This is a genomic window from Azospirillum sp. UENF 112521, from assembly GCF_058780665.1.
Map to the genome: position 1 here is coordinate 1,827,238 of NZ_JBSNCI010000002.1, position 18,771 is coordinate 1,846,008.

An 18,771-nucleotide genomic window follows, 5' to 3' on the forward strand; every position below is an offset into this window, starting at 1 on the left:
GCGCTGCTGTGCTAGGCAGGGACATCTCCCTGCCGGAAAGCCTGCTGCCATGACCCGTCTGCCCCTGCTGATCGAAAGCCCGCAGAATCCTCAGTTCAAGCTGTGGGAATCGGCGCTGGAAAGCCGTGGGCTGAAGAAGAACGGCAAGTTCCTGCTGGCCGGCCTGAAGACCGTTCCCGAGGCATTGCGCCAGCATCCCGCGCGGTTCGAGCGCGTGCTGTTCACCGACCCGGCGCAGATCGCCTCCTGGCGGCTGCCGGCGGGAGTGGAGCCGGTGCAGCTGGCGCCTGCCCTGTTCCGCATGCTGGATGTGTCGGGCACCGGCTTCCCGCTGCTGGTCGGCGCCGTGCCGAAGATGCCGGCCATCGATTTGTCGCAGCAGCCGCAGGGGCTGGAACTGCTCTGTGCGCTGGGCGATCCCAGCAACCTCGGCGCCCTGCTGCGCAGCGCCGCGGCCTTCGGCGTGTCGCGGATCGTCCTGCTGGAAGGGGCGGCGCATCCCTTCCACCCCAAATGCCTGCGGGCGGCGTCGAACGCGCAGTTCACGCTGACCATGCTGCGCGGACCGCGCTGGACGGCGGTGAACGAGGCGGCCGGGCCGCTCTACGCCCTGGACGGCGGGGGAGAGGACCTGACCCGCTTCGACTGGCCGGCGGACATGCGGCTGATCCTGGGCGAGGAAGGCCAGGGCGTGCCTGCCGACTGCCCGGCGACGCGGCTGTCGGTGCCGACGACCGGGGCGGTGGAGTCGCTGAACGCCACCGTTGCGGTCAGCGTGGCTTTGTTCGCGCGCTATGCGGCTGTCAAGGGATAGGCGGGGACCGGGAGAACAGGCGACGGTGGTTCGCTGACCGGGCGCCCTACCCCATCACCGACGCCAGCACCTGGACCACCTGATCCGACCCGTAGGGCTTCTTCAGCACCGGCACATCGGCGAACCGCTCCGGCACGGCGGCGCTCTCGCCATATCCCGTCGCGAACACGAAGGGGATGCCCAGTTCCCGCAGCCGTTCGGCGACCGCGACCGACGTCTCGTTGCCCAGATTGATGTCCAGCACGCCGACCACCGGCGGGTCATCGTCGATCAGGCGCAGGGCATGGCGGACGCTGGCGGCGGTGTTGACGCGGCTGGCGTTGAAGCTCAGCAGCACATCCTCCGTCGCCATGGCGATGATCATGTTGTCCTCCAGCAGCATCACCGGGCCGCCGATGGAGAAATCGGCAGCCGGAACCGGCAGGCTGCGCCGGTTGCCGGTGGGAAGGCTGTCGGCGATGGTGACGAACCGCGCCGGGATCATGAAGCGGGCACGCAGGCCGGACAGGGCATAGGTCACCTCCGCCTCGCCCTGCAGGTCGTGCGGGACCGAGCGCTCGATCACCGTGGTGCCGAAACCGGTGCGCGACGGCGCCCGCACCGGTGGGCCGCCATTCTCCTGCCAGTCGATCAGCAACCGTCCGCCCTCGTCGATCGACCAGTCGGCCTCGACCCAACCGCTGCTGTCGCTGAGCGCGCCGTATTTGGCCGAATTGGTGGTCAGCTCATGCACCACCAGCGCGAAGACGGAGAAGGCCTGCGGCGCCAGCAGCACCTCCGGCCCGGTCAGCCGCACCCGCTCGCTCTTTGCCGACAGATAGGCGCCGATCTCCGCCGCGATCAGGGCTCGCAGCGAAGCCGGCCCCCAATTGTCGGCGGTGATCTGGTCATGGGCGCGGGCCAGCGCCTCGATGCGGCCGGCGACGATGGCGGCAAACTGCTGTACCGTTTCCGCCCCCGACTCGCTCTGCCGCACCAGGGCGCGGACGAGGCTGAGGATGTTGCGGACGCGGTGGTTCAATTCGGCGATCAGCAGCTCCTGCCGCTCGGTCGCCTCCTTGCGGGTGCGGCCGGCGACGTCGGCCAGCCGCAGCACCACCTCCAGCAGGGTCACCCGCAGCGATTCGGCGTTGCGCTCGTCCAGCTCGGTCCAGGGCTTGGAGCGGCCATGAACCGTCTCCTTCCAGGCCTCGAAGCTCTTACGCGGGGTCAGGCGCGGCCCGTTGGGACCGTATTGCGCCGGCTTGGTCGGGTCGCCGCCCCAGGTGACGGTGCGGACCAGCTCCTTGCGGAAGAAAACCAGATAATCGCGCGGCATCCGCGACACCGGAATCGCCAGCAGGCCGCAGGCCCGCTCGGTGAAGTCGCGGGCCGGCGGATGCACCGTCCCAAGCTGGTCGGTCAGATAAATCTTGCTGGGCGGCGTCCGGTGCAGGAACCGCATGACGCCCAGAGTCTCCTCCCGCGTCGGCGTCTCGCCTTCCATATGCAGCTGGCCGTCGATGCAGCAGGCGAAGCCGTCGCAATCGATCAGCGCCCGCAACTCCGTCGCGAAGCTGACCAGGCTGTCCAGCGGCGATTCGCTGTCGGCCAGCATCGACATGATGCGGACATGGGCGCGGCGGGCCTGCGCCTCCTGCTGGCTTTCCTGCTCGCGCTCCCGCCCCTCCAGCAGCAGCGAGACCATCTGGCCGAACAGTTCGGCGGTGGTCCGGCGCTCGAAGGAGAGCGAGCGGGCATGGCGGTGGTGGCAGGCGAACAGGCCCCACAGCTTGCCGTGCCGCAGGATCGACACCGACAGCGAGGCGTTCACCCCCATGTTGCGCAGATATTCGACATGGATCAGCGAGACGCTGCGCAGCAGGCTGAGCGACAGGTCCAGCGGCTGGCCCATCGGATCGACCGTCGGCACGATTGGCACCGGCGGCGCGTTCACGTCGGAAATGCAGCGCAGCCAGCTGCGCTCATACAGGCGCCGGGCCTGCTGCGGAATGTCGGAAGCAGGGTATCGCTGGCCGAGGAAGCTGCCGATGCCATGCACCGCCGATTCCGCGATTACCTCCCCCGCTCCGTCGTCGGCGAAGCGGTAGACCATCACCCGGTCGAATCCGGTCAGCGCCCGCATCTGGCGCGCCGCCTCGCGGCAGAAACCGTCGAAGCCGCGGGTGTTCTGGACCCGTGCGATCATCGAGCGCAGCAACGATCCCGAATCCTGCGGCCCCTCGCCCTCGCTCGGTTCCGCCTCGATGACGATGGTGGAGCCGGACAGATGGACCGCCACGTCGCAAACCGGGGCGATGTCCGACAGATGGACGCTGAAGGCGCGCTCGACGCTGCCGTTGATGTGGGCGACCTGCAACCGGCCGCGGATGGTGTGCAACGCCTCGCCTGAAATGAAGGCCGCCAGCGGATGCCCCAGCAGATCGTCGGGTTCGACACCCAGCCAGCGTCCGATGTTGTCCGAGACATGGACGACGATCCAATCGGCCGTGACGGCGATCAGGAAACCGGTCGGTTGGATCAGGCCCAGCTGGTGGATGGGCTCCCGGTCGCAATCGGTGAGGTCGACAGACCCCATAGGAACCGGCCCACTCATCGAACGAAGACTTCAGACAAACGCGACCTCTAGCGGAAGCTGGACCGGCGTCGTTTGTCACGCGCAGCCGAGGGAATTCATCAACAATTTAGGCAGGAGTTTGGAACGCTGCAACGCTCCAAAATGGCTATTCCTACGTTCTAATTAAAGGCCGTTAACTTAACATAGGATAAGATTTGCAACGTGCTTGCGTATGATAATGACCATCAGAGCTTGGCTGCACCGGCAGCGCTCTCGCTTCGCCGCAACTTTTCTTCAACTGCAAATAAACATCGTTGCCGAAGGTCGGCGGCAGCCATAAATTTCCGCAAGGGGCCCTTTCATCTTCGGCAGGCTGCCCACAAGCTGCTCATGACGCAGGGTAACGGTCGTTCAATGACCATCGGGATGCGCCATGACAATCCTTTTCCCTGCCGACGATTCCATTGCCTCGGACGAGCGCATCCGCATCCGCAACGTCACGCTGCTGTCCGACGACTGGTATGTTCTGAAGAAAACCACCTTCGACTATCGACGGAGTGACGGCAGCTGGCAGACCCTAAGCCGGGAGACGTATGACCGCGGCAACGGGGCAGCCCTGCTGCTCTACGATCCGACCCGCGGCACTGTACTGCTGACCCGGCAGTTCCGCTTCCCGGCTTACGTCAACGGCCATCCGGAACCGCTGCTGGAGGTGTGCGCCGGCCTGCTCGACGACCGCAGCCCCGAGGAGGCGATCCGGGCCGAGGCCGCAGAGGAGCTGGGCGTGACCGTCCAGGCGCCGCGCCGGGTGTTCGACGCCTTCATGAGCCCCGGCTCGGTGACGGAGCGGCTGGCCTTCTTCGTCGCCGAATACCGCGCCGCCGACCGCAGCGAGGGGGGCGGACTCGCCGAGGAGGGCGAGGACATCGAGGTGGTCGAGTTGACCTTCGCCGATGCCCTTGCGATGGTCGGCAGCGGGGCGATCCTGGACGGCAAGACCATCATGCTGTTGCAGTACGCCGCCCTTCACGGCCTGTTGCCGCGGTGACGGCATTCCCCCGCCCCGCCAGGCCGGAAGGATTGGGACCAGGCGATTCGGACGGGGACTGGATGATCGACGACGGCGACCTCGACTGGGAGGACATCCGCGCCTTCCTGGCCACGGCACGGTGCGGCAGCCTGACCGGTGCCGCCCAACGGCTGCGGTTGAGCCCGCCGACCCTGGGCCGCCGGCTGAAACGGCTGGAGGACGCGGTGGGCGGTCCGCTGTTCGACCGGCTGCCCAACCGGCTGGAGCTGACGGCGCTCGGCCGCTCCGTGCTGGACAGCGCCGCGGCCATGGGCGATGCCGCCGCTGCCTTCGCCCGCAACGCCGACCGGCTGGCCGCGACGGCACAGCCGGTGCGGGTGACGGCGACGACCTCCGTCTCCGCCTTTCTCACCCTGCATCTGGCCGAGCTGCTGGCGGAGACCGGCGCCGACCTGACCATCCTCAGCACCCGCAACACCCTGAATCTGGCCCAGCGCGAGGCCGACATCGCGTTGCGCATGGACCGGGTGCCGCCCGAAGGCGACCTGGTCACCCGCCGGCTGGGAGCCTTCGGCTTCACCCTCTATGCGATGCGGGGGCTGCGCGACGACTGGTCCGGACGTTGGGACGGCGCGGCCGTGGTCGGGCTGCCGGAGACACGGCGGCGGCCATCGCAATCCGGATGGGTGGACGATACGGTCCGGGAGCGCGGCGCCCGCATCGTCGCCCGGCTCAGCGAACTGCCGATGCGGCTCGATGCCGCCCGGCGCGGGATGGGGCTGACGCTGCTGCCCTGCGTGCTGGGCGATGCCGAACCGGCGCTGGTCCGCGTCGTCGATCCGCCGGCCGAGCTTCGCGAAGACGTCCATCTGCTGGTCCACCGCGACCGGCGCGATGCTCCGGCCGTGGCCGCGGTGGTGGATGCCCTCGTCCGGCTGTTCCGCCGCCATGCCGAGGCGCTGGCAGCGGAATAGCCTTTCTTTTCAAAAGCGCACGCTCTGAGGGATCAGCCGCGGCCGGCGATCAGGCTGTCGGCGGCGGCGCGGGCCTCGGCGGTGACGGTGGCGCCGGACAGCATGCGGGCGATCTCCTCGCGCCGCTCGTCGCCATCCAGTTCGGCGACGCCGGTGGTGACCTGCTCACCCTTCTGCGACTTCTGCACCTTCAGATGGACGGCACCGCGCGCCGCGACCTGTGGGCTATGGGTGACGACCAGCACCTGCAGGCCATGGCCCAGCGTTTCCAGCCGTTCGCCCACCGCGGCGGCGACGGCGCCGCCGATGCCGGTGTCCACCTCGTCGAACACCAGCGTGCCGACGGTGGAGGTCTGGGCCAGCACCACCTTCAGCGCCAGCATGAAGCGCGCCAGCTCACCGCCCGAGGCGATCTTGTTGAGCGCCCCCGGCGGCGAGCCTGGGTTGGTCGCGACCTGGAAGGCGACGCGGTCGATGCCCGCAGCGCTCCATTCCGACTCGTCGACCGGCTCGACCAGCGTGCGGAACTTCGCCTTCTCCATCTTCAGCGGCGCCAGTTCGCCGGCAACCGCAACGTCCAGCCGGCCGGCGGCCTCGCGGCGGGCGGCGCCCAGCGCTTCGGCCGCCTTGTGGAAGACGGCGCGGGCCTGTTCGGCTTCCTTCGCCAGCTTGGCCAGCAGGTCGCCCTGATCCTCGATCAGCAGCAGGCGTCCGGCCATCTCCTCCCGGAGGGCGGCCAGCGCATCGACATCCACGCCATGCTTGCGGGCGGCAGCGCGCAATGCAAAGAGCCGCTCTTCCAGCTTTTCCAGCGCCCGCGGGTCCATGTCGACACCGCTGGAGACGGCCTGGAGGGCGGCAATCGCCTCCCCCGCCTCGGTCGCCGCGCGGTCGAGGGCGGCGATCACCGGATCCAACGTGCCGCCGGCCCGGTCGGCGATGCGGCTGAGCGTGCGGATGGCCGAGGACAGGGCGCGCTCGACGCCACGGTCGCCCGACAGTTCGGCATAGGCGGCATTCATGCCGTCGACCAGCTTTTCGCGATGCATCAGCACCGCGCGGGTCTCCGACAGTTCCTCCTCCTCGCCGGCCTTGGGGGCGAGGGCGTCCAGTTCGGCCACGGCGTGGCGGAGATATTCCTCTTCGGAGCGGGCGCGGGCGATGTCGGCGGCGGCGGAATGGCGCGCATCCTCCACCTGCCTCCAGGCACGGTGGGACGCGGCGACCTGCGCCGCCTGGGCCGACAGGCCGGCATAGGCGTCGAGCACGCCGCGGTGGGTCTGCGGGTTCAGCAGACCATGGGTGTCGAACTGCCCATGCACCTCGACCAGTTCGGCGCCCAACGTCTTCAACAGGCCGACGCCGACCGGCTGGTCGTTCACCCAGGCGCGGCTGCGCCCATCGGTGTTGACGGTGCGGCGGATCACCAGTGCACCATCGCCGGAATCGGAGTCGAGCCCCTGTTCCTTGAGGATGGCGAAGGCCGGGTGGTCGCCCGAAAGCTCGAACTCCGCAGTGACGGCGGCCTGATCGGCGCCGTGGCGCACCAAACCCGAATCCGCGCGTGCACCGAGGGCCAGCCCCAGCGCGTCGAGCAGGATCGACTTGCCGGCACCGGTCTCACCGGTCAGGGCGCACAGGCCCTTGCGGAAGGACAGGCTCAATCGCTCGATCAGGACGACGTCCCGGATCGTCAGCGACACGAGCATGGAGCGTCCTAGAACAGGGAGTTCCAGGCTCGATTGAGCCACGACTTCTCGTTTCGCTCGGGACGCAGATTGGCGTCCACCAGCAGTGCGTAGCTGTCCGTGTACCATTCGCTGCCGGGGAAGTTGTGGCCGAGCACGGCCGCGGCGGCCTTCGCCTCGTCGGTCACGCCCAGCGCCAGATAACACTCCACCAGACGGTGCAGCGCCTCAGGCACATGGGACGTGGTCTGGTAGTTTTCAACGACGGCGCGGAACCGGTTGATCGCGGCGGTGTACTGATGCTGACGCAGGTAGAAGCGCCCGACCTCCATCTCCTTGCCGGCAAGGTGATCGTTGGTCAGGTCGATCTTCAGCTTCGCGTCGCGGGCATATTTGCTGTCGGGGAAGCGGCGGACCACCTCCTGCAGGGCGTCGAGCGCCCGGCGCGTCATCCGCTGGTCGCGGCGCACGTCGGTGATCTGCTCGTAATAGCACAGAGCCCGCATGTAATAGGCATAATCGACATCCGGGCTGCCCGGATGAAGCTGGATGAAGCGGTCGAGCGCCAGGATGGCGTCGTCGTACTTCAGATCCTGGTATTGGGCGTAGGCGGCAAGAAGCTGCGCCTTGCTGGCCGCATCCGCATAGGGATGCTGGCGCTCCACCTCGTCGTAGAGCTTCGCGGCCTTCTTGTAGGACTCCTCGCGCATCGCCGCGTCGGCTTCCGACATGAGCTGGTCGGCCGGACGCTCGACATAGGCGTCCTCCTTGGTGGAGGAGCAGGCGGAGAGGGCGGCGGACAGGAGGATGGCCGTCAGCGGCAGGCGGTACGGGCGAGGAAGCATCGTCGTCTTGGGCGCTTTCGAAGTTGCCCCTGTATAGCACGCCGGGGTAAGGGCGCCGCAAGCGGTAACGCGGGGGTGGGCGATATGCCCCTCCCCGCCCGCGACGGAAATCGGATCGGAAGCGCCTCAGCCGAACAGCGCGTCGATGTCGGCCTGGCTGATGTTGCCGCTGTCGGGCGTCGCCTCGGCCGGACCGTGCAGGTCCAGGTTCTCGTCCTTCTTGGTGACGGACGGCGGCAGAGGCATCGCCTCGAACTCGCGCCTGTTCCACAGGCCCATCATCGCGTCGACGCGTTCCTCGATGAAGGACATGGCGCGCACGACCTTGGTGATGCGCTGGCCGGTCAGATCCTGGAAGTTGCAGGCCTCATAGATGCGGACGATCACATCGACCATGTCGTTGACGCGGTCGTTGTGATAGCCCTCCGGCAAGGACGACTTCAGCTCCGACACCACCTCTTCCAGCTCTTCGGCGCAGGCCATGATGGTGTTGGTCGCGGCCTCCGTCGCGGCGACGACGGCGCCCAGTTCCTGGCTGGCCTGCTGGAACTTGTCGTCGCCGGCCAGCGGGTGGCGGATGGCGGCCATCTCCACCTTGGTCGCCTTGATCCGGCCGGAGATGTCGGCGATCTCCACCTGGATCTGGTCGATCTGCGCCGCGTCCATCGCCAGGAAGCGGTCGAGCTTGGCGCCCAGGTCGCTGACGGCGCGCAGCACCTCGGTGTTGTCGGCCTGAACCACCTGCGTCGGCACCGGAAGCGCCGCCACGGCGGCGCCATCTTCGATCAGTGCCTGGAACGGGTGCCCGGATTTGCGGGCTTTCTGAAGCTCGGCCATGAAGGGCTTGGTCATCTGCTTCATCCTCGGTCCCGCCTCTCGGAAACGGCCGCCTTGTGGCCTGTGGTGATGGATGTCTGGTCGCGCGTCGGTTCTGCGTTCTGATCGGCTGACCGTGCCTCATCCGGCCATCGGCGGGCTGGGACGGTCAATCCGGTAAACCCATGAGGTTCTGTCGGCACAGGCTGTCGGTTCGTAAGCCGCCGGCTTGCGGCCGGCCCTTACCCGAACAGGGCGTCGATGGCCGCCTGATCCAGCGGGGGCGGCGGTTCCGCCGCCGCGGGCGGCGGGGGCGGGGCGGGCTTGGAGGCGGCCTTTGCCTTCGGGGCGGCGCCCGGCGGCTTCGGAACCGGCTTCTTCGCGGGAGCGGGCGCATCGAACATGCTGTCGATACCGGACTGGCTCGCCACCGCGGGGGCGGCTGCCGGCGCCGGAGCATCGAACATGCTGTCGATGTCCGCCTGGCTGGCCTTGACCGGAGCAGCCGCGGGTGCCGCAGCGGGGGTGGGCGCGTCGAACATGCTGTCGATGTCGGCCTGGCTCGACTGCACCGGCGCCGGTGCCGGCGGCGGCGGTGGCGGCGGAGCGGCCGGAGCCGGACTGTCGAACATGCTGTCGACATCGGCCTGGCTGACGCCATGGCCATCCAATTGCGGACCGTTCAGCAGATGGGCATCCGGACGGGTGTCCGTCTGCTCTTCCTTGACCATGATGCCGGCCAGCCCGTCCTCGCCCCAGATGCTGATCATGGCCATGACGCGCTGTTCGATGTAGCGGAGCGCGTTGACGACCTTGCTGGTGCGCTGGCCGGTCAAATCCTGGAACGAACAGGCGGTGAAGATGTCGTTCACCTGGGTGTCGATATCGCTGCAGATCGCCGGATCGGCGCCGCCGGCCCGCAGCTTGCCCGACAGATCCATCAGCCGCTCGGCGGCGTTCAGGATTTCAAAGGACGCACGTTCGGTGGAGATGACGATGGCGTCCAGCTCGTTGGTCGCCGACAGAATCTTGTCGCCCGACCCGTCGGGGGGACGCAGCGCCGCCACCTCCCGCCTCGCCTGCTCGATCGAGGCGGCCATTTCCATCAGCTCGCGGCGCAGAACGCCGACATGCTTGCCGGCCTCCACCGCTTCGTTCTGCCGGCTCCAGGAGTCGCGGAACTCCTGCAGCATGGCGCGCACTTCCTCCGTCGCGGCCCCGAGGGACCGCCGGTGGAGCCGCCGCAGGAATGCCCTGCCCTTCGCCGATCGGGCAATGGCGTCCTCGATCTGCTCGAACTCTTCATCGGACAGCTGCGGAAGCTGCTCCAAACCGGTCCACTCCCCAAACTGGATCAGCCGGCCGCCCTGCTGACCCGGGCGGCCGAACCGGGCGCCGGACGGCGGGTGCCGTCCTTGCTACCCCACATCGCTAAGCCCGAAGATCAGCCGCCGATGACGGCCTGGATCTTTTGCTTCAGCGTGTCGGCATTGAAGGGCTTGACGATGTAGTTGTTCACGCCGGCCTGCTTGGCGGCGATGACGTTCTCGGTCTTGCTCTCGGCGGTGACCATGATGAAGGGCGTCGCCGCCAGCTTCGCGTCCGCGCGGATTTCCTTCAGGAGCTGCAAGCCGGTCATCGGCTCCATGTTCCAGTCGGAGATGATGAGGCCGAACTTGCTCTCACGCAGCTTCGCCAGCGCCGACACGCCGTCGCCGGCCTCGTCGATGTCGGTGTAGCCGATCTGGGTCAACAGGTTCCGCACGATGCGCCGCATGGTGGCGTAATCATCGACGACGAGGATCTTCATCTAGACGTCTCCGCAATAATCCGTTGCCGGTGTCTGACCGGCCGTTACGCCCACCCGGCGCGGGGGCTGCGCCGTAATCCGGGAAGTGATGCCGACTGTAGTGCCCTAACTGCCGCCAAAAGTCATCCCCTTGGGTCACACTGAAGCAGCTGAGTAAAGAACGTGTTACCACGGGCGGCAACATCTTGCGGAATCAGGGGCGCCCCCAGCCCCAAGCCGCAATTTGATACAGCCGCCCGCTCGGTTCACAGGGGTGCGGTCGCCCGATCCAGCCAGCGGCGGGCCGCTTCGTCGAGCAGCGGCGACAGCGACTCGCGCACGTTTGCATGATAGGCATCGACCCAGGCGGCCTCGGCATCGCTCAGCAGCGGCCGCTCGATCAGCGCACGGTCGATCGGCACCAGGGTCAGCGGCTCGAACTCCAGCATCGGGCGCTCCGCGCCCGCCAATTCGCCTTCCGGCTCCACCGGCTGGACGACGATCAGGTTCTCGATGCGGATGCCATAGGCGCCGGTCTTGTAATAGCCGGGCTCGTTGGACAGGATCATGCCCGGCTGCAAGGCGACGGTGTTGCCGACCTTCGACACCCGCTGCGGCCCCTCATGCACCGACAGGAAGCTGCCGACGCCATGGCCGGTGCCGTGGTCATAGTCCAGCCCCGCCTGCCACAGCGGCAGCCGAGCCAGCACGTCCAGCTGCGAGCCGGTGGTGCCGCGCGGGAAGCGCGCGGTGGACAGGGCGATGTGGCCCTTGAGCACACGGGTGAAGCGGTCGCGCATCTCCGCCGCCATCGCCGGGTCGGGCTCGCCGACCGCCAGCGTGCGGGTGACGTCGGTGGTGCCGTCCAGATACTGGGCGCCGCTGTCCAGCAGGAACAGGCTGCCCGGCTCCAGCCGGCGGTCGGTCTCCGGCGTCACCCGGTAATGGACGATGGCGCCGTTCGGCCCGGCCCCGGCGATGGTGTCGAAGCTGACGCCGCGGAAGCGCTCGTTCTCGCGCCGGCAGGCCAGCAGCCGCTCCACCACCGCCAGTTCGGTCAGCGTGCCCTTCGGCGCCTCTTCGGAGAACCAGTGCAGGAAGCGGACGAGGGCGGCGCCGTCGCGGACATGGGCGGCGCGGGTGCCGTCCAGTTCCGCCGCGTTCTTGCAGGCCTTGGGCAGGGCGCAGGGGTCGCCGTCGCGCTCCACCCTGGCGCCGGCCAGATGCAGCCGGTCGACGATCCAGGCCGAGGTGCAGGTCGGGTCGGCCAGCACGCGGGCGGAACCGCGGGCGACGGCGTCGAGCGCGGCGCCGAACTCCTCGACCGGCCGCACCTGCACCCGATTGCCCAGATGGGCGCGGGTCTGCGGCGCCAGCTTGCGCGGGTCGAGAAACAGCTCCACCGACGCATCGGCGGACAGGATGGCGAAGGACAGCGGCAGCGGCGTGCAGGGCACGTCGGCGCCGCGGATGTTCAGCAGCCAGGCGATGCTGTCCGGCTGGGTCAGCACGGCGGCGGCGATGCCCTTCTGCCCCAGCTCGTCGGCCAGCCGCGCCCGCTTGTCGGCGGAGCTTTCGCCGGCGAAGGCCTCGTCCTGCGGCACCACGGGGGTAAGCGGCGCCGGCGGCTGCCCCTGCCACACCGAATCGAGCGGGTTGTCCTCGCACGCCACCAGCAGGATGCCGGCGCGCTCCAGGGCGGCGCGGGTCTTCTCCACCCAGCCGATGGTGTGCAGCCAGGGATCGAAGCCGAAGCGTCCGCCTTCGGGCAGCGCCGCGACGATCCAGTCGGCCAGAGGGTCCTCGATCAGATGCCTGTACTCGTACAGGTCGGCAGGCACCTCGCTGCGGACCTGCAGGGTATAGCGGCCATCGACGAAGATCGCGGCACGGTCGGCTGTCACCACCGCGTTGCCGGCCGATCCGGTGAAGCCGGTCAGCCAGCCCAGCCGCTGGGCGCGCGGCGGCACATATTCGCCCTGATGCTCGTCGCCGCGCGGCACGATGAAGCCGTCGAGGTCACGGCGCTTCAGCGCGGCGCGCAGATCGTCCAGCCGCTGCGCCGGGCCGGGATTGGCCGTCGGCGCCTCGGCGGCGAGCTGCGCTTTCAGCGCGTGGAGTTGTTCGCTCAGGGCCGGCGGGAGGTTTTCGCCAACCAGGACGGCCCAGGCGGCGGGTTCCTCTCCCTCCGGCGCCGCCAGCACGCCGGCCAGCAGCGCGCGGACATCGGCGGGAGACCGGCCGGTCCCGGCCTCGGTCAGCAGGGTCGCAAGGGCGTCGTCGCCGCGATAGGCAGCGGAGGGAATCGCGCTGGGCACGGAACCTGTTCCTCGGAAGAGTGAATCCTGTGGACACAGGCTAGGCACCCCGCCGGCCCTGCGCAAGCGGCGGGGTGGTGGCTATGCCGGTTGGAGTGGGCCGGTTGGAGTGGCCCGGTCGGGATGGGCCGGTTGGGATGGAAGCGCGGTTCCGGCTTCCACCCGATCCGTCACACCGGCAGCCCGGCGTCGTCCGGCAGCCCCAGGCGCGCCAGCACGCGCTTGCGGGCCTCGCCACGCTCGACGTCGGAGATGTGCAGCAGGCCGCCGATCCGGCGCAGCAGGCTCGATTCCAGATCGTTCAGCACGCCGTCGGCGTAGGCGACCTCCCACAGCATCTCGATGATCCAAAGGCGGTGGCCGGGCGGGCAGCGGTCCATGATGACGCTGACGTAGCGGAGATAGGGCGAGACGTCCTCGGTGTCGAACACCGCGGCGGACAGCAGGTCCTGCGCCTCTTCCTCGCTCAGTTTGAAATGGCGGCGGACGACCGACAGGATGCGGTCGCGCTCGGCCTCGGAGATGGTGTCGTCGGTACGCGCGGCCTCGACCATCAGGGCGGCGGCGGCGGCCTGCAGGGCGTCCTCACCCGGCTCGGCGCCGTCATGCTCGCCCGTGAACAAGGACCGGATGCGGTTCAGCATGGTTGCTCCCCAGAAACGTGTCGGAACATCGTCCCTATGGGAAGTCGCATCACGGCCCTTTGGTTTCAACGCTTCACCACAAGAGTGGTCCATTCCCCAACCGGGATGCGCGCGACCAGCCGCAGGCCCTGGTTGCGGTGAGCCTGGATGACGTGGCGTTCCTGGCGGTTCAGCAGGCCGGCCAGCACGGCATAACCACCCTTCTTCAGGTGGCGGCGCAGCTGCGGCGCCATGCGCGACAGCGGGCGGGCCAGGATGTTGGCGGTGATCAGGGTGTAGGGCTTGTGCCGGCCGACGATGCGGGTGTGATAGCCGTCGCCGCCCTGGGAGCGGATCATGCCTTTCTGCCCGTTCAGCGCCGCGTTGATGCGGGTGACGCGCACCGCCTCCGGGTCGATGTCGACCGCCGTCACCGGCACGCGCCAGCGCTTGGCAACGGCCAGCGCCAGGATGCCCGAGCCGCAGCCCATGTCGAGCGCGCCGCGCCGGCCGCCGCGCGGCAGCTTCAGGTGGCGCGACAGCCGGTCGAGCGCCTGGAGGCAGCCATTGGTCGAGCCATGCTCGCCGGTGCCGAAAGCGGTGGCGGCATCGACCAGCAGCGGGATGCTGCCGGCCGGCACGATGCCCTCATGGTGGGAGCCGTGGACGAAGAAGCGCCCGGCACGAATCGGCGGGAAGCCCTGGTAGCTGTGCGACACCCAGTCGATCGGCGGCAGGTTCTCGACAGCCAGCCGCGGCTCCTCGATGCCCAGGGCCTTGGCCAGCACGGCGACGCGCGACTGCAAACGCGCCTCGTCCGGGGCGCCGTACAGGGTCGCCTCCACCAGCCAGTTGCCGCCTTCCTCAAGTTCAAAGGTCGACACCGCATCGGCATGGTCGCCCACGGCTTCGGCAAAGGCGGGCGCATGGGCTTCGGGAACGACCAGCGCGATGCGCCAGAGCGGGGTTTGCGACATGACAGGGGCTTTCCGACGACGACGCGAGAACAGAAGCGGCGTTTTTAGCATCAAGCCCGAAAGAGACCAAGGATTCCGGAGCCCGTCCCGTTTCGAGGAAAACCCTTAGCGACAGTCCTTCTAACGACCTGCCAGCCGGTCGGCGATGTCATGCATGCCCTGGGCGCGCAGGACCGACTGGCGATGGCGCAGCAGGCGGCGCTCCAGCGCCTTTTCCATGGCCGCTCCGCCGAGCGTCGCGCCGTCCGCCCCCTTCAACCGGGCGGCAAGGTCATGGGTCAGCACCGTCTCCACCTTGGCATCGCGGCGGTCGAGCGGCTGGTCGCCGGCGATGCTCTGGCGCAGGCGCTCCACAAGGACGGCCCGGCTCTGCGGCAGGCGGCCCTCCAGGGCAAGGCGGCAGACCCGGCGCAACGAGGGGGCCATCGTCGCCAGCGCCGGGTCGGGATCGCGGTCGAACAGGGCGTCGGCAAGGGCGCAGAGCCCGGCATGCAGGCTCGGCTGCGCGCCCAGCAGTTCCTTGACCGTGTCGGCGGACCCCATGATGTCGGCGATCACGCCGTCGAGCAGGACCAGATGCCGTGGCTCGACATCGTCGCCGATCAACGCCAGCAGTATGTCCAGCTTCCCGGCGAGCGGACCGCCGGCCTCCAGATGCTGGGACAGCAGCACGAGGAACAGCGAGTCATGGCCCTCATGCCCGACCGCTTCGTCGATGGCGCTGCTGGTGCCCGGCAGGTCGGCGGCGTTAAAGTGCGGCAGCCGGCGCCGTTCCGCCAGGGCGTCGCGGGCAGCCCCGGTTACCGCCTCCACCAGTTGGCGCAACTCGCGGGCACGCGCGGCGTGGGAAACACCATGGATCTCGGCATGGTGACGGGCGGCGGCATGGATGGCGGCGCCCAGCAACGCCCCCTGCTCCTCCAGCCGGCGGAACAGCGGCCAGGAATGCAGCAGCTCGGTCGGGGTGATGCGCTGGGCATCCAGATAGGGGCGCAGCAGCCGACCGATCACCACCCGGCTCTCGAACCCGCGCAGGTCGTCCGGCGTGCGGCAGAAGGGCGCACCCTCCGCAGTGCCACCCAGGGTCAGGCCCTTGCGCTGGGTCTGGGGCACCGTCTTGTGCAGGATCACCGTTTCCAGCGACAGGCCGGCGACGGTGCGGAACTTCACCACCTTCGCCTCTTCCACGCCCGTCGCCGCCAGTTGCGAGCGGGCGGCCGACAGCGCCGACTCCTGGTCGGTATAGGCCCCCTCGATGCGCCAACGGCCTTCGCGGCGGCTCTGAACCTCGTAACTGACGCTGCCCGTTCCGAACACGGTGGTTGGCCTCCGGCTCCGTTGCACCGCTGCGATCTTGGGCGGCTGCGGCTGCTGCGGCTGTGACGGCCGTCACAGTGCGGCAAGCCGTCCACAGTGCCGTGTCCCGGCATAGCCCGTCTTGCCGGCGGGCGCAGCCTAGGGCCGGCCCGCCTTGTCGGCGGGCAGGCATTGTGACTCAGCCCGCCTTGTCGGCGGGGACGACGAAGCTGTCCATCACCTTCTTGTTGCCGGAATGGTCGAAGTCGATCTCCAGCTTGTCCTCCGACACGCCGACCACGGTGCCGTAGCCGAATTTCTGGTGGAAGACACGCGCGCCCTCGGCGAAGGGCGCATCGGGCCGGGGCCGCGGCGCCACCGCATAGGCGCCCTGGTCCAGCGTGATCGTCTTGGGCGCGGGCGCCTGGCGGGTGGAGCCGCGGAACTGGAAGCCGCCGGCCCCGTAGCCCCCCGCCCCGCCACCGAAACCGCCGCGCCCGCCGCCGCTGCCGGCGAACAGGCCGTTGGCCGCCTCGGCCTCGACATTGTCCTGCGGGATCTCCTCGACGAATCGGGATGGGATGGCGCTGACCCAGTTACCGTAGAGCCGGCGGTTGGCGGCATGGCTGACATAGGCACGGCGGCGCGCACGGGTCAGGCCGACATAGGCCAGCCGCCGCTCCTCCTCCAGCCCGGCGATGCCGGTCTCGTCCAGCGCGCGCTGGTTGGGGAACACGCCCTCCTCCCATCCCGGCAGGAAGACATGGTCGAACTCCAGCCCCTTGGCGCCGTGCAGGGTCATCACCGTCACCTGCTCGATGCCGGCGGCCTCGGCATTCTCCATCACCAGCGCGACATGTTCCAGGAAGCCCGGCAGGTTCTCGAACTCCGCCATGGCGGTGATCAGTTCCTTCAGGTTCTCCAGCCGGCCGGGAGCCTCCGGTGTCTTGTCCTCCTGCCACATGCGGGTGTAGCCGGACTCGTCCAGGACGGTGCGGGCAAGCTCGGTGTGCGGCACCGTCGCCATCAGCGTCCGCCAGCGGAAGACATCCTGCAACAGCCCGCGCAGGGTGGCGCGCAGCTTCGGCTTCAGCTCGTCCGTTCTCGGTCAGCGCCCAGCCGGCTTCGGTCAGCGACAGCCCGCGGGCGCGGGCGGCGGTGTAGAGGCTCTGCATCGCCGCTGGACCGACGCCGCGCTTGGGCAGATTGACGATGCGCTCAAAGGCCAGATCGTCGTCGCCGGAATTGACGACACGGAAATAGGCCAGCGCATCGCGGATTTCCTGCCGCTCGTAGAAGCGCGGGCCGCCCAGCACCTTGTAAGGCAGGCCGAGCGTGATGAAGCGTTCCTCGAACTCGCGGGTCTGGAAGCCGGCGCGGACCAGCACGGCGATCTGCGCCAGGGAGGTGCCCTTGCGCTGGAGGGTCTCGATCTCCTCGCCGACCCAGCGCGCCTCCTCCTCGCCGTCCCACACCGCCTTGACCTTGACCGGCTCGCCGCCGTCAGCCTCGGTCCACAGCGTCTTGCCGAGACGGCCCTGGTTGTTGGCGATCAGACCGGAGGCCGCCGCCAGGATATGGCCGGTGGAGCGGTAGTTCTGTTCCAGCTTGACGATGGTCGCACCGGGGAAGTCGGTCTCGAAGCGCAGGATGTTGCCGATCTCGGCACCACGCCAGGCGTAGATCGACTGGTCCTCGTCGCCGACGCAGCAGATATTCTTGTGCGCCTGCGACAGGATCCGCAGCCACAGATACTGCGCGACGTTGGTATCCTGATACTCGTCGACCAGCAGATATTTGAACTTCCGGTGATATTCCGCCAGCACGTCCGGATGGTTCTGGAAGATGGCGAGGTTGTGCAGCAGCAGATCGCCGAAATCGCAGGCGTTCAGGGTGCGCAGGCGCTCCTGATAGGCGCGGTAGATCGCCACCACCCGGCCGCCCGCCACATCGCCGCCGTCGGCGTCGCCGAGCCGGTCGGGCGTCAGGCCGCGGTCCTTCCAGCGCTCGATGGCGCCCAGCACCTGGCGGGGCGGCCACTTCTTGGAATCGATGTTCTCGGCTTGCAGCAGTTGCTTGATCAGGCGCACCTGATCGTCGGTGTCGAGGATGGTGAAGTTCGACTTCAGCCCGACCAGCTCGGCATGGCGGCGCAGGATTCGGGCGGCCAGCGCATGGAAGGTGCCGAGCCACCAGCCCTCCGGTTCGATCCCCATCAGATGGCCGACACGCTCGCGCATCTCGCGGGCGGCCTTGTTGGTGAAGGTCACCGCCAGGATCTGGAAGGCGGCGGCGCGGCGCGTCATCAGCAGATGGGCCAGCCGGGTGGTCAGCACCCGGGTCTTGCCGGTGCCGGCGCCGGCCAGCACCAGGACCGGTCCGTCCAGAGCCTCGACCGCCGCCCGCTGTGTCGGGTTGAGCCCGTCCAGATAGGCGAAGCGCTGCGCTGCCGCCGGGAATCCCGAAGCGGGACCGGCGGCGGGAGCGGCGTGGCTCAACGGATCATCATCATAAGCGTCTGACATGGCGTCCCGGCCTGGGGATGGACGAAAGGGAATGGACTGAAAAATCGGGTCGAGCGTGCGAATGCTCTGTCGCGGCTGGAACGTATACAGCACAGAACGCCCCGGCACGACCCCCGTCGATGGCGGCCTACCCCGCCCGGCGACGGAGAGCGGCACAGCCAGGCTTATGCCTAATGGCAAATTTCCGGGATATAGGACTCCAACCATCGGGCGATGACGTAGTTCTGCCCAGCTGAGGCCCTTCGTCAGGAAAGTCACCCAACACTATCATTCAGTGTCCTTACGAAGTCACGGCACGACCGTTAACGATTTCCCCTTTTCTGTCACAGACAGTTATTCCACCCGACCAGGGCAAACTCCATTATGTCCTCTTCTTGTCTTATCCAGGCTTACGGCATATGCCCATTGCTCGACGCGAAATTTACCTAAGCGAAATTTTGCGCGGCGCAAATCGGGGGTATCTATGGATCACAAGGAGGCACCCCCGAACCCTGAGGGGGAGCGGACCGGACGCAGGAG

General features: G+C 68.4%; 13 protein-coding genes and 1 pseudogene. 3 read left to right on the forward strand and 11 right to left on the reverse strand.

Annotated elements, in window-relative coordinates; all coding sequences use genetic code 11:
• Positions 1 to 49 precede the first annotated feature (49 nt).
• Positions 50 to 814 carry a TrmH family RNA methyltransferase gene (locus ACWPN8_RS10955; protein ID WP_492240785.1) on the forward strand — a complete coding sequence of 255 codons (765 nt, stop codon included), beginning with the start codon at positions 50 to 52 and terminating at the stop codon, positions 812 to 814.
• Between the two features lie 46 nt (positions 815 to 860).
• Here ACWPN8_RS10955 and ACWPN8_RS10960 read toward each other — a convergent pair whose 3' ends face one another.
• Positions 861 to 3,392: an HWE histidine kinase domain-containing protein gene (locus tag ACWPN8_RS10960; RefSeq protein WP_492240786.1), complete on the reverse strand. Its 2,532-nt coding sequence runs from the start codon at positions 3,390 to 3,392 to the stop codon at positions 861 to 863.
• A 412-nt stretch (positions 3,393 to 3,804) separates the two neighbouring features.
• Here ACWPN8_RS10960 and ACWPN8_RS10965 point away from each other — a divergent pair, with 412 nt between their 5' ends.
• Complete coding sequence (locus tag ACWPN8_RS10965; protein ID WP_492240787.1) at positions 3,805 to 4,419, forward strand: NUDIX domain-containing protein; 615 nt, start codon at positions 3,805 to 3,807, stop codon at positions 4,417 to 4,419.
• A gap of 62 nt (positions 4,420 to 4,481) precedes the next feature.
• Positions 4,482 to 5,375 carry a LysR family transcriptional regulator gene (locus tag ACWPN8_RS10970; protein WP_492240788.1) on the forward strand — a complete coding sequence of 298 codons (894 nt, stop codon included), beginning with the start codon at positions 4,482 to 4,484 and terminating at the stop codon, positions 5,373 to 5,375.
• Positions 5,376 to 5,407: 32 nt separating this feature from the next.
• Here the strand turns inward: ACWPN8_RS10970 and recN are convergent, their stop codons facing one another.
• The 10 genes and pseudogenes from recN to ACWPN8_RS11020 all read right to left on the reverse strand — a co-directional run bounded on the left by recN (position 5,408) and on the right by ACWPN8_RS11020 (position 18,252).
• The gene (recN, locus tag ACWPN8_RS10975; protein WP_492240789.1) at positions 5,408 to 7,084 is read right to left on the reverse strand and encodes a DNA repair protein RecN; all 1,677 of its coding nucleotides are present in this window, start codon (positions 7,082 to 7,084) and stop codon (positions 5,408 to 5,410) included.
• Between the two features lie 8 nt (positions 7,085 to 7,092).
• Positions 7,093 to 7,908 (reverse strand): outer membrane protein assembly factor BamD, encoded by an 816-nt coding sequence (locus ACWPN8_RS10980; RefSeq protein ID WP_109449154.1) that lies wholly within the window; start codon positions 7,906 to 7,908, stop codon positions 7,093 to 7,095.
• Positions 7,909 to 8,034: 126 nt separating this feature from the next.
• Complete coding sequence (locus ACWPN8_RS10985) at positions 8,035 to 8,760, reverse strand: protein phosphatase CheZ (protein WP_247873135.1); 726 nt, start codon at positions 8,758 to 8,760, stop codon at positions 8,035 to 8,037.
• Between the two features lie 206 nt (positions 8,761 to 8,966).
• A complete protein-coding gene (locus tag ACWPN8_RS10990; RefSeq protein WP_492240790.1) occupies positions 8,967 to 10,055 on the reverse strand; it encodes a protein phosphatase CheZ in 1,089 nt (362 codons plus the stop codon).
• Between the two features lie 113 nt (positions 10,056 to 10,168).
• Positions 10,169 to 10,534 (reverse strand): chemotaxis response regulator CheY, encoded by a 366-nt coding sequence (locus ACWPN8_RS10995; protein WP_012974572.1) that lies wholly within the window; start codon positions 10,532 to 10,534, stop codon positions 10,169 to 10,171.
• Between the two features lie 245 nt (positions 10,535 to 10,779).
• The gene (locus tag ACWPN8_RS11000; RefSeq protein WP_492240791.1) at positions 10,780 to 12,831 is read right to left on the reverse strand and encodes an aminopeptidase P family protein; all 2,052 of its coding nucleotides are present in this window, start codon (positions 12,829 to 12,831) and stop codon (positions 10,780 to 10,782) included.
• Positions 12,832 to 13,001: 170 nt separating this feature from the next.
• Positions 13,002 to 13,475 carry a tellurite resistance TerB family protein gene (locus tag ACWPN8_RS11005; protein ID WP_109449146.1) on the reverse strand — a complete coding sequence of 158 codons (474 nt, stop codon included), beginning with the start codon at positions 13,473 to 13,475 and terminating at the stop codon, positions 13,002 to 13,004.
• A 65-nt stretch (positions 13,476 to 13,540) separates the two neighbouring features.
• Positions 13,541 to 14,431 carry a 50S ribosomal protein L11 methyltransferase gene (locus ACWPN8_RS11010; protein ID WP_492240792.1) on the reverse strand — a complete coding sequence of 297 codons (891 nt, stop codon included), beginning with the start codon at positions 14,429 to 14,431 and terminating at the stop codon, positions 13,541 to 13,543.
• Positions 14,432 to 14,551: 120 nt separating this feature from the next.
• Positions 14,552 to 15,748: a hypothetical protein gene (locus ACWPN8_RS11015; protein WP_492240793.1), complete on the reverse strand. Its 1,197-nt coding sequence runs from the start codon at positions 15,746 to 15,748 to the stop codon at positions 14,552 to 14,554.
• Positions 15,749 to 15,926: 178 nt separating this feature from the next.
• Positions 15,927 to 18,252, reverse strand: a pseudogene (locus tag ACWPN8_RS11020) (ATP-dependent helicase).
• Between the last annotated feature and the right edge of the window lie 519 nt (positions 18,253 to 18,771).

Excerpts from the sequence above, each read along its gene's own strand:
- ACWPN8_RS10985 (WP_247873135.1), bottom strand. The coding sequence starts at position 8,760 with ATGACCAAGCCCTTCATGGCCGAGCTTCAGAAAGCCCGCAAATCCGGG.
- ACWPN8_RS10960 (WP_492240786.1), bottom strand. The coding sequence starts at position 3,392 with ATGGGGTCTGTCGACCTCACCGATTGCGACCGGGAGCCCATCCACCAG.
- ACWPN8_RS11005 (WP_109449146.1), bottom strand. The coding sequence starts at position 13,475 with ATGCTGAACCGCATCCGGTCCTTGTTCACGGGCGAGCATGACGGCGCC.
- ACWPN8_RS10980 (WP_109449154.1), bottom strand. The coding sequence starts at position 7,908 with ATGCTTCCTCGCCCGTACCGCCTGCCGCTGACGGCCATCCTCCTGTCC.
- ACWPN8_RS10970 (WP_492240788.1), top strand. The coding sequence starts at position 4,482 with ATGATCGACGACGGCGACCTCGACTGGGAGGACATCCGCGCCTTCCTG.
- ACWPN8_RS10995 (WP_012974572.1), bottom strand. The coding sequence starts at position 10,534 with ATGAAGATCCTCGTCGTCGATGATTACGCCACCATGCGGCGCATCGTG.
- recN (WP_492240789.1), bottom strand. The coding sequence starts at position 7,084 with ATGCTCGTGTCGCTGACGATCCGGGACGTCGTCCTGATCGAGCGATTG.
- ACWPN8_RS11010 (WP_492240792.1), bottom strand. The coding sequence starts at position 14,431 with ATGTCGCAAACCCCGCTCTGGCGCATCGCGCTGGTCGTTCCCGAAGCC.
- ACWPN8_RS10955 (WP_492240785.1), top strand. The coding sequence starts at position 50 with ATGACCCGTCTGCCCCTGCTGATCGAAAGCCCGCAGAATCCTCAGTTC.
- ACWPN8_RS10965 (WP_492240787.1), top strand. The coding sequence starts at position 3,805 with ATGACAATCCTTTTCCCTGCCGACGATTCCATTGCCTCGGACGAGCGC.